Source organism: Bacillus altitudinis 41KF2b (assembly GCF_000691145.1).
In the GTDB taxonomy this organism is placed as follows: domain Bacteria; phylum Bacillota; class Bacilli; order Bacillales; family Bacillaceae; genus Bacillus; species Bacillus altitudinis.
Map to the genome: position 1 here is coordinate 486,245 of NZ_ASJC01000001.1, position 15,170 is coordinate 501,414.

Genomic DNA, 15,170 nt, shown 5'->3' on the forward strand with positions numbered 1-15,170 from the left:
AGTGGACGAGGTCAAATGAATTGGCATGAACTGAACCAAACCGATTTATTAAAAACAATGAATACATCGATAGGTGACGGACTGTCAGAAAAAGATGTGCAAAAGCGGCTTGAAAAGCATGGGCCAAATGAATTGCAGGAAGGGAAAAAGGCGTCGGCGTTCGTTATTTTTTTAGCGCAATTTAAAGACTTTATGGTGTTAATCTTGCTTGCGGCAACGATTATTTCTGCCTTTTTAGGTGAATACATTGATGCTGTGGCGATTGTGGCGATTGTGCTGATAAATGGTGTGCTTGGCTTTTATCAGGAACGCCGTGCGGAAAAGTCCCTCCAAGCACTAAAGGAATTATCAACGCCGCATGTCTATGCAAGGAGAAACAATGAATGGGTCAAGATCCCGTCGAAGCACCTCGTGCCGGGAGATATTGTGAAGTTTTCAAGTGGGGATCGAATTGGGGCAGATATCAGATTACTAGAAACAAAGAGTTTGGAAATCGAAGAATCTGCCCTCACTGGAGAGTCCATCCCAGCGGTCAAACATGCGAGTCCGCTCTCTCGAGATCATGTCTCACTTGGAGATTTGACGAACATGGCCTTTATGGGGACGCTTGTCACAAGAGGAAGCGGTGTAGGGGTTGTCATTGGTACAGGGATGAATACGGCGATGGGACAAATTGCCGGTATGCTGGATTCAGCAGGTAATATGGAAACACCGCTGCAAAGACGCCTTGAGCAGCTGGGGAAAATTTTAATTGTTGCTGCATTATTTTTAACTGTGCTTGTGGTTGTTCTTGGTGTGGTGCAAGGTCATGATTTGTATCATATGTTCTTAGCGGGTGTATCTCTCGCTGTTGCTGCGATTCCAGAAGGACTGCCGGCGATCGTCACTGTCGCACTTTCCCTAGGTGTGCAGCGGATGATTAAACAAAAATCCATTGTCAGAAAGCTGCCGGCTGTGGAAACACTTGGCTGTGCCTCGATTATTTGCTCAGATAAAACAGGCACAATGACACAAAATAAAATGACAGTGACACATGTATGGGCAGAGGGGAAAACGTGGAATATTTCTGGCACTGGGTACGAGCCGTCAGGTGATTTTACCTTAAACGGAGAACTTGTCCATGTAGACAAACATCCAAGTCTGCAAAAGGTGCTATTATACGGAGCACTTTGTAATACATCGACCATCGTTGAAAAAGACGGAGAGATGAGACTTGATGGTGATCCGACAGAAGGAGCACTTCTAACCGCTGCGCGTAAAGCGGGTTTTACAGAGCAATTCATCGAAGCGGGATTTCGTGTGGTGGAGGAATTCCCTTTTGACTCTGAAAGAAAAATGATGTCAGTCGTCGTGGAAACGAATCAGAAGGAGCGGTATGTCATTGCCAAAGGGGCGCCAGATGTGCTGATGAACCGTTCAAGTCATATGATGCACGGCGGACGCACCGCATCATTTTCAAAGGCCCACCGGCAAGAAACAGAAGCTGCCATTCAAGGTTTAGCAAGACAAGCGCTTAGAACCATTGCGATTGCATATAAAAAAGTAAGCCTGACAGAAAAAATCACATCTGTTCAGCAGGCAGAAACTGGCCTCACATTTATCGGTCTAGAGGGCATAATTGATCCACCTCGTCCTGAAGTGAGACGAGCGATTAAAGAATGCCGGGATGCTGGCATTAAAACAGTGATGATTACAGGCGATCACGTAGAAACGGCTAAAGCGATCGCTAAAGATTTAAGTCTCTTACCGAAGCAAGGAAAGGTGCTTGATGGAAAAGCTCTGGATCAGCTAAGCGACAAAGAGCTGGAGCAAACAGCAGAAGATGTGTACGTCTTTGCCCGTGTATCACCTGAGCATAAACTGAGAATTGTGAAGGCCTATCAAAAAAACGGCCATATTGTCGCGATGACAGGTGATGGGGTGAATGATGCGCCAGCGATTAAACAGGCGGATATTGGTATATCCATGGGGATTACCGGAACAGACGTTGCCAAAGAAGCTTCTTCTCTTATTTTGCTTGATGACAACTTTGCAACCATTAAATCCGCTATTAAAGAGGGCCGGAATATTTATGAAAACATTCGCAAATTTGTCCGCTATTTGCTGGCATCGAATGTGGGAGAGATTTTGGTCATGCTGTTTGCGATGCTTCTTGCGCTTCCATTGCCTCTCGTTCCAATTCAAATTTTGTGGGTAAACCTTGTCACAGACGGCTTGCCGGCTATGGCACTTGGAATGGATAAACCAGAAGGCGATGTCATGAAGAGAAAGCCGCGGAACATGAAAGAGGGGATTTTTGCAAGAGGGCTTGGCTGGAAGGTCGTATCAAGAGGGTTTCTGATCGGGATTGCCACTTTGTTAGCCTTTATGTTTGTGTATCACCGTGATCCGAACAATCTTCAATATGCGCAGACGGTTGCATTCAGCACACTCGTTTTGGCGCAGCTCATTCATGTGTTTGACTGCCGCAGTGAACGGTCTATTTTTGAACGCAATCCACTTGGGAATATGTACTTGATCGGCGCCGTTGTGTCTTCCCTTCTGCTGATGCTTGTGGTCATTTATTATCCGCCGCTTCAGCCGATTTTCAAAACGGTGGCGGTCGCACCAGTTGATTGGCTTCTGATCATCGGTATGTCTGCATTGCCAACTTTTTTACTGGCGGGATCACTTTTGACAAGAAAAAAATAATTGGTTATGGTATAATTTTGAGGTAATAGTGTCTGCTATTACCTTTTTCATTTTATTAATATGAAAGAATTGGGTGTTTTCACATGATACGCAGTATGACGGGATTCGGCCAAGCGAGTAAAACGGATGGAGAACTGACAGTGTCAGTTGAGCTAAAATCGGTCAATCACCGTTTTAAAGAGGTTCATGCCCGTTTGCCGAGGCCGCTTTTATATTTCGAAGATACATTAAAAAAAATTATTCTTCGTCACGTGCAGCGCGGTCGAATTGAGCTGTTTGTTACGATTGAAGGCGGTAAACTTGCAAGCCGGTCTTTGCAGATTGACTGGCCGCTGCTTGATGAATATATGAAAGCCGCAAAAGACCTTGAGGACCGCTATCATATTTCAGGTATTCAGCATGCACATGACTTACTGAAGCTGGAACAGGCTGTTCAGGTGGAAGAGTCAGTCAGCCGTAATGAGCAGCTGGAGCATTTGCTGATAGACACTTGTGAAGAAGCTGTCAAGGAGCTTTGCTTTATGAGAGAGCAGGAGGGAACATCACTTCAAAAAGACTGTGAACTCAGGCTGTCTGAACTCGAGGCATTTACAGAAGAAATCAAAGTGTTTGCACCAGAGGTTGTGAGTCAGTACAAAGAACGATTGAATCAAAGATTGCAAGAATGGATCGGAGAGGCGCTTGAAGAGAGCAGACTGACCACAGAGGCGGCCATTTTTGCTGATCGCTGTGACATTACAGAAGAGATTACCAGGCTGAAAAGTCATTTTCAGCAGTTCCAGCAAATTTTGACGCAAGGTGGCGCTGCCGGACGAAAGCTTGACTTTCTTGTACAGGAGCTCAACCGTGAAGTGAACACGATTGGATCAAAAGCGAACCATCACCATTTAACAAAGCTCGTGGTTGAAATGAAAAGCGCTATTGAAAAAATAAAAGAACAAGTGCAAAATATAGAATAGTCATTGTGTATGCTGTTTACAGTGCGTCTCTTTCGGCGAGACTAGAGACGTTTATATTACAGGGGGACGAAAGAAGATGACCATAAAGTTGATCAATATCGGATTTGGAAACATCATTTCAGCGAATCGGATGATTTCAATCGTCAGTCCGGAATCAGCACCGATTAAACGAATGATACAAGACGCAAGAGATCGAGGCATGCTCATTGATGCGACATACGGAAGAAGAACCCGTGCTGTTGTCATTATGGACAGTGACCATGTCATCTTATCTGCCGTTCAGCCTGAGACTGTCGCGCAAAGACTTTCTGTAAAAGAAGAAATCATAGATGAAGGGCAGGGGTAATACGCCATTATGAAAGAAAGAGGACTTTTAATCGTTCTCTCTGGACCTTCGGGAGTTGGAAAAGGAACGGTCAGACAAGCCATTTTCTCCCAGGAAGATACGAAATTTGAATACTCTATTTCTGTGACAACCCGCAAACCGCGTGAAGGTGAGAGAAATGGTGTTGATTATTTCTTTAAAACCAGGGAAGAATTTGAACATATGATTGAAAACAAAAAGCTGTTAGAATGGGCAGAGTATGTTGGGAATTACTACGGCACGCCTGTTGACTATGTAGAACAAACATTGAGCGAAGGAAAAGATGTTTTCCTTGAAATCGAAGTGCAAGGTGCACTTCAAGTAAGAGAAGCATTCCCAGAAGGTCTCTTTATTTTCCTTGCACCGCCAAGTCTTTCAGAACTTCAAAACCGCATTATTACACGCGGGACAGAATCTGAGGATCTCATCCGTAACCGAATGGCTGCTGCAAAAGAAGAAATTGAAATGATGGATGCTTATGACTATGTCGTTGAAAACGACGATGTCGAGCTTGCATGTGAAAGAATTAAAGCGATCGTCCTTGCAGAGCACCTGCGAAGAGACAGAGTCGCACCAAGATATAAAAAAATGCTGGGGGTAGAATAAACCATGTTAGATCCTTCAATTGACTCATTGATGAACAAACTTGACTCAAAATATACACTTGTCACAGTGTCTGCACGCCGTGCACGTGAAATGCAAATCCATCAAGATCAACAAATTGAAAACACAAAATCCTATAAATTTGTAGGGAAAGCTCTTGAAGAAATCGATGCTGGTCTTTTGACATTTGAAAAAGAAGAGCAAGAATAACATCGCTTCTGCTATGCAGATACGATACGTTCAAAAAAGTCAAAACTATGATTGGTTTTGACTTTTTTGAATTGTAGTCGAATTTGTGAAAAAGGCCGTTAAGGGGGACAAACAAATGTTACAGTCGAAAAATATTTTACTCGGCGTCAGCGGAGGAATCGCCGTATATAAAGCAGCTGCACTCACTAGTAAACTCGTACAGGCAGGCGCAAACGTAAGAGTGATTATGACAGAATCTGCCCGTGAGTTTGTGTCTCCGCTCACCTTCCAAGCCCTATCTCGGCATGAGGTGTATGTGGATACATTTAAAGAAAACAATCCAAAAGTCATTGCGCATATTGATGTAGCTGACTGGGCCGATCTCATTCTTGTTGCCCCTGCAACAGCACATACCATTGGTAAAATGGCCGCAGGACTTGCTGATGATATGCTCACAACCACCTTGCTTGCTTCAACAGCTCCTGTATGGGTTGCACCGGCTATGAATGTGCACATGTATGACAATCCAGCTGTCAAACGGAACATCCGCACTTTATATGAAGACGGCTACCGGTTTATAGAGCCAAGTGAAGGCTATTTAGCATGTGGCTACATTGGAAAAGGACGCTTAGAGGAGCCTGAAAAAATTGTTGAACACATCCGTGCGTTTTTTGATGAGCCAGCCAGCTTGCCGCTTTCAGGTAAAAAAGTCGTGGTCACAGCTGGCCCTACACGAGAAGTGATCGACCCTGTTCGTTTTCTTTCAAATCGATCTTCTGGGAAAATGGGCTATGCCATTGCAGAAGCTGCCGAGCAAATGGGGGCTGATGTCACGCTCATTTCAGGACCTGTTTCGTTGACTGCGCCTGAGCATGTGGATGTGGTGCAAGTGGAATCGGCTGAGGAGATGTATCAAGCAGCGTTAGATGTATACGAGACAGCAGATATAGTGATTAAATCAGCAGCCGTTGCTGATTATACGCCTGTCACGACGTATTCTCATAAAATGAAAAAACAAGACGGTGCACTAGCGGTTGAATTTAAGCGGACGAAAGATATTTTAAAAGAGCTTGGGAAAAGAAAAGAACATCAGGTGCTAGTCGGCTTTGCAGCTGAGACGCAGGATGTAGAATATTATGCGAAAAAGAAAATCGAATCCAAGCATTTAGATATGATTGTCGCGAACAATGTTGCAGCAGAGGGCGCAGGCTTTGGCACAGATACGAATGTCGCAGCATTGATCAAAGCAGACGGAACAAAAAAAGAGCTGCCAATGATGAGTAAAAAAGACCTTGCCTTTGAAATCTTACAGGAGGCAAAACAGCTGCTGCCAAAAGAGCGTGATCGAGCATGATTGCTGAAGTGATCGTCGATGTCACAACGAAAGCCATTGACAGGCCATTTGACTATCGTGTGCCAGACCGCTTTAAAGGCCTTGTCAAGGCTGGTATGAGGGTAGTGGTTCCTTTTGGACCAAGGAAGATTCAAGGGTTTGTGACAAAAATCAAAGAAGAAACAGACGTACAGTCAGGAAACATCAAGGACATTGTCGATTTATTTGATTTATCTCCTGTTCTGACAGATGAGCTATTGGAGCTTTCCCACTGGCTGACGGAAAAAACATTGTCCTATCATATTACGGCGCTTCAATCGATGCTCCCAGCAGCGATGAAAGCCAAATATGAAAAAGAAATTCAGGTGTTATCAGCTGAGGAACTTCCGCAGTCATTGAAAGAGCTTTTCGGTCAGCAAGAGAGCATCCTTTACGCTGACATTCCGCCTGAACAGCTGAAGCCTATTCAAAAGCATGTCCAAAAAGGTCATCTAGAAGTCAGATATCACGTCTCGCAAAAATCCGGAAAGAAAAAGGTGCGGACACTTCAGACAGCTGTTTCAAAAGAAAAACTTGAAGAAAAGCAGGAACAGTTAAAGAAAAATGCGGTGAAACAGAAGGCGTTACTTGCTTTTTTACTTCAAGCGAATGAAACGACGTTTTTAGCAAAAGATTTGCAGCAGCAAACAGGTGCTAGTTCTCAAACGATAAAAGCCTTGATTCAAGAAGGTCTGTTAACAGAAAGCTATGAAGAGATTTATCGAGATCCTTATCGGGATAGGGAGTTTACACCATCTACTCCTCTTGATCTCACAACAGAGCAAGCAGAAGCGGCAAAACCCATTCATCAAGCAGTGAGCGATGACAAACATGAAACGTTTTTACTGCACGGAGTCACAGGAAGCGGTAAAACCGAAATTTATTTACAGACGATTGATCATGTCCTCCAAAAGGGAAAAGAAGCGATCGTCCTAGTTCCTGAAATTTCATTAACGCCTCAAATGGTCCAGCGTTTTAAAGAGCGCTTCGGGTCCAATGTGGCTGTCCTTCATAGCGGCTTATCAACGGGGGAAAAATACGATGAATGGCGGAAAATCCACCGCAAGGAAGTCAAGCTTGTCGTTGGCGCAAGATCGGCTGTTTTTGCCCCGTTTGAGAATCTAGGAATGATCATTATAGATGAAGAACACGAATCGTCATATAAACAAGAAGAAATGCCTCGGTATCATGCGAAAGATGTGGCCATTGAACGAGCAGGGCGGCACCAATGTCCTGTTGTATTAGGCAGTGCAACGCCTTCACTTGAGTCATATGCGCGTGCGAAAAAGGGTGTGTATACACTGCTGACGCTCAAACGGCGCGTCAATCAGCAGCAGCTGCCGCACGTTTCGTTAATTGATATGAGAGAAGAATTAAGAAACGGCAACCGCTCCATGTTCTCAGAAGAATTAATGCTCAGGTTAAAAGAAGTACTTGAAAGGAAAGAACAGGCTGTTTTATTTCTAAATAAAAGAGGCTATTCATCCTTTGTGATGTGCCGTGATTGCGGATATGTGGAACAATGTCCACATTGTGAGATTTCTCTCACTTATCACCGCTTTCAAAAACGGCTGAAGTGCCATTACTGCGGTCACGAAGCTCCTGTACCTGCAGAATGTCCAGAATGCCATAGTGAGCATATTCGCTATTTTGGTACAGGCACGCAGCGTGTGGAAGAAGAGCTGACGAAGGTATTGCCAGAAGCAAGGGTCATCCGAATGGATGTAGATACAACCTCTCGGAAAGGCGCGCACGAAAAGCTTCTCACGTCCTTTGGTAATAAAGAAGCGGACATTCTGCTTGGGACGCAAATGATTGCAAAAGGATTAGACTTCCCAGATGTTACACTTGTCGGTGTCCTTAGTGCGGATACGTCTCTTCACATCCCTGATTTTCGTTCAAGTGAAAAAACGTTTCAGCTTCTTACACAAGTAAGCGGACGGGCGGGACGTCATGAAAAAGCGGGGTCAGTCATTATTCAATCATATACACCTTCGCATTATAGTATTGAATTAACCAAACAGCATGATTATGAAGCCTTTTATGAGCAGGAGATGTTGCACCGTCGTCATCAGTCCTATCCGCCATTTTATTTTTTGGCGATGGTGACTGTATCACATGAAGAAGTGACAAAGGCAGCGCATGTCACAGACAAAATTGTTCAGTTCCTGAAAATGAATTGTGCACCGAATACAAGGATTCTCGGTCCTGCTGCTTCTCCGATCGCTAAGATCAAAGATAGATATCGATATCAATGCGTGATAAAATACAAAAGGGAAAATGAACTGGCAAGTTTATTACGGAAAATACAAGATCATTATCAAAAAGAAATGGAACAAAAACAGTTGATGATATCAATCGATATGAATCCATATATGATGATGTAAAACGGAGGTCTTTTCGTGGCAATCAAACCGATAGTCTTACATCCTGCAGACGTGCTTGAACAACAAACAGAGCTTGTTGATACATTCGATAAAAAACTGAAAAAACTGCTGGATGATATGTATGATACAATGCTTGAACTAGATGGAGTCGGCCTAGCCGCACCACAAATCGGCATCTCAAAAAGAATCGCCGTGGTCGATATCGGAGAAGATTCTGGGAGGATTGACTTAGTAAATCCTGAGATTCTTGATGTGGAAGGGAGCCAGACAGACATTGAAGGCTGCCTGAGCTTTCCATCTTTGTACGGAACGGTTGAAAGACCAAATTATGTGAAGGTGAAAGCCTTTGATAAGAAAGGCAAACCATTTACAATAGAAGCAGAAGGATTTTTAGCAAGAGCTTTATTGCATGAAATTGATCACTTAGACGGCGTATTATTCACGTCGAAAATCATTCAAACGTATACAGAAAAAGAACTTGCGGAAATGGAAGGGTGAAGAAAATGGCACGTATCGTATTTATGGGAACCCCTGATTTCTCAGTACCTGTGCTGCAAACACTTATAACAGAAGGATATGAAGTTGTCGGGGTCGTCACACAGCCTGATCGCCCGAAAGGCAGAAAACGAGTGCTCACGCCGCCTCCTGTAAAAGTAGAAGCCTTAAAACACGGCATTCCAGTTTTACAGCCTGAAAAGGTACGTCTTGATGAAGAAATTGATAAAGTGCTTGCGTTAAAGCCAGATTTGATCGTAACAGCAGCGTTCGGACAAATTTTGCCAAAAAGATTACTTGATGAACCTGAATTTGGCTGTATCAACGTTCATGCCTCACTGCTGCCAGAACTAAGAGGCGGTGCACCGATCCATTATGCGATCCTGCAAGGCAAAAAGAAAACAGGCGTGACGATCATGTATATGGTAGAAAAGCTTGATGCAGGTGACATGATTAGCAAAGTAGAAGTAGAAATTGATGAATTAGACAACGTCGGAACACTGCATGATAAATTAAGTGTGGCTGGTGCGGCCTTATTAAAAGACACAGTTCCAAATGTGTTAAGCAGGTCTATCTCGCCAATTCCGCAAAATGAAGAGGCAGCAACGTATGCACCAAATATTAAGCGGGAGCAGGAAAGATTAGACTGGACCAAGCCAGGAGAAGAGCTTTACAACCAAGTTCGCGGCTTAAATCCATGGCCAGTTGCCTATACTGAATGGAACGGTGCTAACTTAAAAGTATGGGAAGCGAAAAAAGTTCCGCTTCAAGCACCAGAAGAACCTGGGAAAGTGATTGAGCTTCAAAAAGAAGGACCAGTCGTTGGAACAGGAAATCAGCAAGGCCTTTTATTAACGAGTGTACAGCCCGCTGGAAAGAAAAAAATGAGCGGTGAAGACTTCTTAAGAGGCGCAAATATCGAAATTGGACAGAAATTAGGGTTAATCAATGAAGAAAAGTAATGTGAGAGAAGTAGCGCTGGACGCTTTAATCAAACTCGAACAAAATCAAGCCTACAGTAACTTGCTTTTGCAGTCAGTGATGAAAGAGAAAGAACTTTCCGATCAAGACAAACCGCTATTAACAGAACTTGTATACGGTACACTGCAAAACAAGCTGGCACTTGATTATATGCTCACACCCTTTGTGAAAAAACCGCAAAAAGTGGCTCCATGGGTGATGCAGCTTTTGCGGATGTCTCTTTATCAGATGGTTTACCTTGAAAAAATTCCAGATCGTGCAGCCATCCATGAAGCAGTGGAACTAACGAAAAAGCGCGGACATAAAGGCATTTCTTCACTAGTCAACGGCGTTTTGCGTTCCGTGCAAAGAGAAGGCGTGCCAGCATTTGATGCGATCAAAGATCCGGTAAAAAGGCTTTCAATAGAGACAAGCCATCCATTGTGGCTCGTACAAGAATGGGTGGAGGCGTACGGTTTTGAAGCAACAGAAAGCATGTGCCGTATTCATTTAGTCCCGCCAAAGCAGACATTGCGTGTCAATCGAATGAAAAAAGACCGCACTGCACTGCAGCAAGAACTCATGGATGCAGGAATTGAAACAGAGCTCGGCGACTTATCTGAGGATGCCCTCAAACTCATGAAAGGATCTATCGTATCTACTCCTTTCTTTCAAGAGGGCTTTGTCACGATTCAAGATGAAAGCTCCATGCTTGTCGCAAGAGCGCTGGATCCTCAGCCGGGAGAAATGGTGCTTGATGCCTGTGCCGCTCCTGGTGGTAAATCAACACATATCGCAGAGCGAATGAACGATGAGGGGAAGATTGTGTCTCTTGATTTACATGAGCACAAAGTAAAACTGATTAAACAGGCAGCAAAGCGTCTGAACTTAACGCATATTGAGGCAAAAGCGCTTGATGCAAGAAAAGCATCCGACCATTATGATGATGCTTCGTTTGACCGTATTCTTATTGATGCACCATGTTCAGGTTTTGGCGTCATCAGACGAAAACCAGATATGAAATATACAAAGTCCTCGGAAGACTCAGCAAGACTTGCGACAATTCAGCAATCGATCTTGCATGAAACAGCCCAGCTGCTAAAGCCAGGCGGAACCCTTGTATACAGTACATGTACAATGGATCCAACAGAAAATCAACAAGTGATTCATGCGTTTTTACAAGAACACCAAGACTTCGACCCCGATCTATCTCTTAATGAACGGCTGCCTGAGCAGGTTGCTCCGTTTGTTCAAAACGGAAGTGTACAAATTCTTCCTCATTATTTCGGAACAGATGGTTTCTTTATTTGCAGCATGAGAAAGAAGGGATAAAAAATGACAGAACAAAAACAAAAAGTAAGAAAAGAACTGAAAACAGACATGCCGTCGATCTACTCGTTCGAGCTAAATGAAATCAAAGACTGGTTAAAGGAACAAGGCGAGAAGCCTTTCCGTGCAACACAAATTTTCGAGTGGCTTTATGAAAAACGCGTCACATCCTTTGATGAAATGTCTAACCTTTCAAAGGAATTAAGAGAAAAATTAAAAGATCAATTCGCCATCACGACTTTAAAAACAGTGATCAAACAAACATCTCAAGATGGAACGATCAAGTTCTTATTTGAATTACACGATGGCTATACCATTGAAACCGTGCTAATGCGCCACGAATACGGCAACTCTGTCTGCGTCACAACACAGGTTGGCTGCCGGATTGGCTGTACATTCTGTGCATCTACACTTGGTGGTTTGAAACGTAACCTTGAGGCGGGAGAAATTGTGGCCCAAGTATTGAAAGTACAACAGGCGCTTGATGAAACAGATGAACGTGTCAGCTCAGTTGTCATCATGGGAATTGGCGAACCGTTTGATAACTTTGATGAAATGCTTGCATTCCTTAAAATCATTAACCATGATAACGGCTTAAATATTGGAGCACGTCATATTACGGTTTCGACGAGCGGGATCATTCCAAAGATTTATCAATTTGCGGATGAGCAAATGCAAATCAACTTTGCTGTCTCCCTGCACGCACCAAATACTGAAATTCGAAGCCGGCTCATGCCAATCAATAAGGCATACAAGCTGCCAAAATTAATGGAAGCTATTGAATACTACATTCAAAAAACAGGCAGACGAGTGAGCTTTGAATACGGTCTGTTTGGCGGAGTCAATGATCAAGTTCATCATGCAGAAGAACTTGCTGATTTATTAAAAGGAATCAAATGCCATGTAAACCTCATCCCGGTGAACTATGTACCAGAAAGAGATTACGTGAGAACACCAAGAGAACAAATCTTCCTATTTGAAAAAACGCTGAAAGAACGAGGCGTAAACGTAACGATTAGACGAGAGCAAGGCCATGATATTGATGCTGCTTGCGGTCAGCTAAGAGCGAAGGAGCGTCAGGAAGAGACGAGGTGACGAATGTTGATAAGGGCAGCCTTTCAAACCGATACAGGAAAAGTCCGTCAGCATAATGAAGATGATGCAGGTATTTTTGAAGCAAAAGAAGACACACTTCTAGCTGTTGTAGCAGATGGAATGGGAGGTCATCTTGCTGGTGATGTAGCCAGCAAGATGGCAGTTTCTTCTTTAAAAGAATACTGGCAAGAAACATCTTCAATTCCAAATAAACCAGCCGATCAAGAAAATTGGTTAATCTCAAAAATTAGCGACATTAATGACCAAGTATACGAACATGCGAAAAACAATGAGGAATGCCAAGGAATGGGGACGACCATCGTTTGTGCGCTCGTTCATTTGCAAACGGTCACAATTGCCCATATTGGTGACAGCCGCTGCTACTTGCTAAGAGAAGGCGCGCTGACCCAATTAACAGATGATCACTCACTAGTGAATGAGTTAGTGAAAACAGGAGAAATTTCAAAAGCGGATGCAGAATATCATCCAAGAAAAAATGTGCTGACCAAAGCGTTAGGAACGGATAAACACGTTCAAATTGATGCACGAACTTTTGAAGTGGATCCAGGAGATCAAATTTTGCTTTGCTCAGACGGATTATCGAATAAAGTAGAAGAAGAACATTTGATTCAGATTTTATCGCAAACAACCGCACCAGATGAAAAAGTAACAGAGTTAGTTCAAACAGCGAATGACAACGGCGGTGAAGATAACATTACAGCAGTACTGTTAGAAATCTCCTCCCAAACAGAGGAGGGTGACAGCAAGTGTTGATCGGAAAAAGGATCAGCGGCCGTTATCAAATTCTTCGCGCCATAGGCGGAGGCGGAATGGCCAACGTTTATTTGGCGGAGGATATGATTTTAGATCGCGAAGTGGCGATTAAAATTTTACGGTTTGACTTTGCAAGCGATGATGATTTTATTAGACGGTTCCGGAGAGAAGCGCAATCAGCAGCCAGCTTAGATCATCCGAATATTGTCAGTATCTACGATGTAGGAGAAGAAGATGACATTTATTATATTGTCATGGAATATGTCGAAGGGATGACGCTGAAAGAATACATACACGCCAATGGACCGCTTCATCCAAAAGAAGCCGTTCGCATTATGGAGCAAGTCGTTGCGGCGATGGAAGAAGCCCATGCGAAACAGCTCGTCCATCGAGACATTAAGCCTCACAATATATTAATAGACAACTTGGGGAATATCAAAGTCACTGATTTTGGCATTGCCATGGCACTTAGCTCAGCGACGATTACCCATACGAATTCTGTTCTTGGCTCCGTGCATTATTTGTCCCCAGAGCAAGCGCGCGGCGGTCTTGCAACGAAAAAGTCAGATATTTATTCACTTGGTATTGTTCTTTATGAGCTGATTTCAGGACGCATGCCATTTGAAGGAGAATCCGCTGTCAGTGTCGCACTGAAGCATTTGCAATCAGAGCCGCCATCTGTGAGAAGGTGGAATCCTTCTGTACCACAAAGCGTGGAGAACATCATCTTAAAGGCGATGGCCAAAGATCCATTCTATCGATACGAAGATGCATCTGAAATGCAAAAAGACTTAAAAACGGCTTTTGACCCTGCAAGACTAAAAGAAAAGCGCTTTGTCATTGAAGAAGATCATGAAGCAACAAAAGCCATTCCCATTATAAAAGATCATCAAGTCGATCAAGACAATGAAAAAACAGCCGTCCACCCGGTTCAAAAACCAAAGAAAAAAGAGAAACAAAAGCCGAAGAAAAAACGGAAAAAATGGCCGTGGATTGTAGCGTCGATCTTATTTGTTTTGACGGCTGCGACCATTTTAGCGATCACGGTATTCCCAGGATTACTCTTTCCAAAGGATGTAGAGGTGACCGATGTTTCTGGCATGACGGTTGAAAAAGCGGAAGACACCTTGAAGAAAGCCGGATTTACCGTCGCTTCTGAACCCATTGATATTGCCGACGAGAAGATTGAAAAAGGGCTGGTTGTCAAAACAGACCCGAAAATCGGAACTAAGGTAAAAGAAGGGACAGAAATTCAGCTTTATCAAAGTACAGGTAAAGAAAAAACCGAATTACCTGATGTAACAGGTGAAAAGGTCGAGAAAGCAAAAGAACGATTAGAGAAAAAAGGGTTTAAACAGGTTGTTGTAGAGGAAGTGAATGATAATGACACAGAATCAGGCATTGTCATGGAACAGAAACCTTCAGCGAATACAGAACTTGTCGCAGCAGATGAAGAAGTCACATTGACCGTCAGTATAGGCCCTGCCGATATTACCTTACGGGATTTAACGACCTATAGTAAACAGGCCGCATCAAATTATCTAGAGGATAATGGACTAAAGCTAGATGAAAAAGAAGCATATTCTGACGATGTGCCGAAAGGTGAGGTCATGAAGCAGGAACCGGGAGCGGGGACAGCTGTTAAACCTGGTGATACGGTCAAAATTACGTTCTCTCTTGGCCCAAAAGAGAAACCGGCTAAAACGGTGACTGAAAAAATTGCGATCCCGTATGAACCAGAAACAGAAGGACAAGAAATGAATGTTCAAATATCCATTGATGATGCAGAACATAGCATTTCTGATTTATATGAAACCTTTAAAATCACTGCTCCCACTGAGCGCACGATTAAATTTAAGATAGAACCTGGTCAAAAAGGATACTATCAGGTGACTGTGGATGATAAAGTAGTAAGCTCCAAAACGATTGAATACCCTGATGATGAATAAAGG

Annotated in this window: 13 protein-coding genes; all 13 read left to right on the forward strand. The window is 43.4% G+C overall.

Annotation, left to right across the window (positions count from 1 at the left end):
• The first annotated feature begins 15 nt into the window (after positions 1–15).
• The 13 genes from BA79_RS02505 (at position 16) to pknB (ending at position 15,167) form a co-directional block, all read left to right on the forward strand.
• On the forward strand, positions 16–2,691 hold the full coding sequence (locus BA79_RS02505; protein ID WP_035700716.1) for a calcium-translocating P-type ATPase, SERCA-type: 2,676 nt from the start codon (positions 16–18) through the stop codon (positions 2,689–2,691).
• 83 nt (positions 2,692–2,774) lie between these two features.
• Positions 2,775–3,650: a YicC/YloC family endoribonuclease gene (locus BA79_RS02510; protein WP_007499682.1), complete on the forward strand. Its 876-nt coding sequence runs from the start codon at positions 2,775–2,777 to the stop codon at positions 3,648–3,650.
• Positions 3,651–3,726: 76 nt separating this feature from the next.
• Positions 3,727–3,996, forward strand: coding sequence for an extracellular matrix/biofilm regulator RemA (gene remA / locus BA79_RS02515; RefSeq protein ID WP_008344898.1), 270 nt, complete (start codon positions 3,727–3,729; stop codon positions 3,994–3,996).
• A 9-nt stretch (positions 3,997–4,005) separates the two neighbouring features.
• Positions 4,006–4,620, forward strand: coding sequence for a guanylate kinase (gene gmk, locus BA79_RS02520; protein ID WP_007499680.1), 615 nt, complete (start codon positions 4,006–4,008; stop codon positions 4,618–4,620).
• Positions 4,621–4,623: 3 nt separating this feature from the next.
• A complete protein-coding gene (gene rpoZ / locus BA79_RS02525) occupies positions 4,624–4,827 on the forward strand; it encodes a DNA-directed RNA polymerase subunit omega (RefSeq protein WP_008344896.1) in 204 nt (67 codons plus the stop codon).
• 115 nt (positions 4,828–4,942) lie between these two features.
• Positions 4,943–6,160 carry a bifunctional phosphopantothenoylcysteine decarboxylase/phosphopantothenate--cysteine ligase CoaBC gene (coaBC, locus tag BA79_RS02530; RefSeq protein ID WP_035700719.1) on the forward strand — a complete coding sequence of 406 codons (1,218 nt, stop codon included), beginning with the start codon at positions 4,943–4,945 and terminating at the stop codon, positions 6,158–6,160.
• Positions 6,157–8,565 carry a primosomal protein N' gene (gene priA / locus BA79_RS02535; RefSeq protein WP_017367219.1) on the forward strand — a complete coding sequence of 803 codons (2,409 nt, stop codon included), beginning with the start codon at positions 6,157–6,159 and terminating at the stop codon, positions 8,563–8,565. Before coaBC ends, priA begins: the two co-directional genes overlap by 4 nt.
• A gap of 15 nt (positions 8,566–8,580) precedes the next feature.
• Positions 8,581–9,063, forward strand: a complete 483-nt coding sequence (gene def / locus BA79_RS02540; RefSeq protein ID WP_008344891.1) for a peptide deformylase — start codon at positions 8,581–8,583, stop codon at positions 9,061–9,063.
• Positions 9,064–9,068: 5 nt separating this feature from the next.
• Entirely contained in the window at positions 9,069–10,022 is a 954-nt protein-coding gene (gene fmt, locus BA79_RS02545; protein WP_017359336.1) for a methionyl-tRNA formyltransferase, read from the forward strand.
• A complete protein-coding gene (rsmB, locus tag BA79_RS02550; RefSeq protein ID WP_035700722.1) occupies positions 10,009–11,352 on the forward strand; it encodes a 16S rRNA (cytosine(967)-C(5))-methyltransferase RsmB in 1,344 nt (447 codons plus the stop codon). Before fmt ends, rsmB begins: the two co-directional genes overlap by 14 nt.
• A gap of 3 nt (positions 11,353–11,355) precedes the next feature.
• On the forward strand, positions 11,356–12,444 hold the full coding sequence (gene rlmN, locus BA79_RS02555; RefSeq protein WP_024720337.1) for a dual-specificity RNA methyltransferase RlmN: 1,089 nt from the start codon (positions 11,356–11,358) through the stop codon (positions 12,442–12,444).
• Positions 12,445–12,447: 3 nt separating this feature from the next.
• Positions 12,448–13,218, forward strand: coding sequence for a Stp1/IreP family PP2C-type Ser/Thr phosphatase (locus tag BA79_RS02560; protein WP_034647887.1), 771 nt, complete (start codon positions 12,448–12,450; stop codon positions 13,216–13,218).
• Positions 13,212–15,167 (forward strand): Stk1 family PASTA domain-containing Ser/Thr kinase, encoded by a 1,956-nt coding sequence (gene pknB / locus BA79_RS02565; RefSeq protein WP_017359108.1) that lies wholly within the window; start codon positions 13,212–13,214, stop codon positions 15,165–15,167. The genes BA79_RS02560 and pknB overlap by 7 nt, the downstream gene beginning before the upstream one ends.
• Positions 15,168–15,170 lie beyond the last annotated feature (3 nt).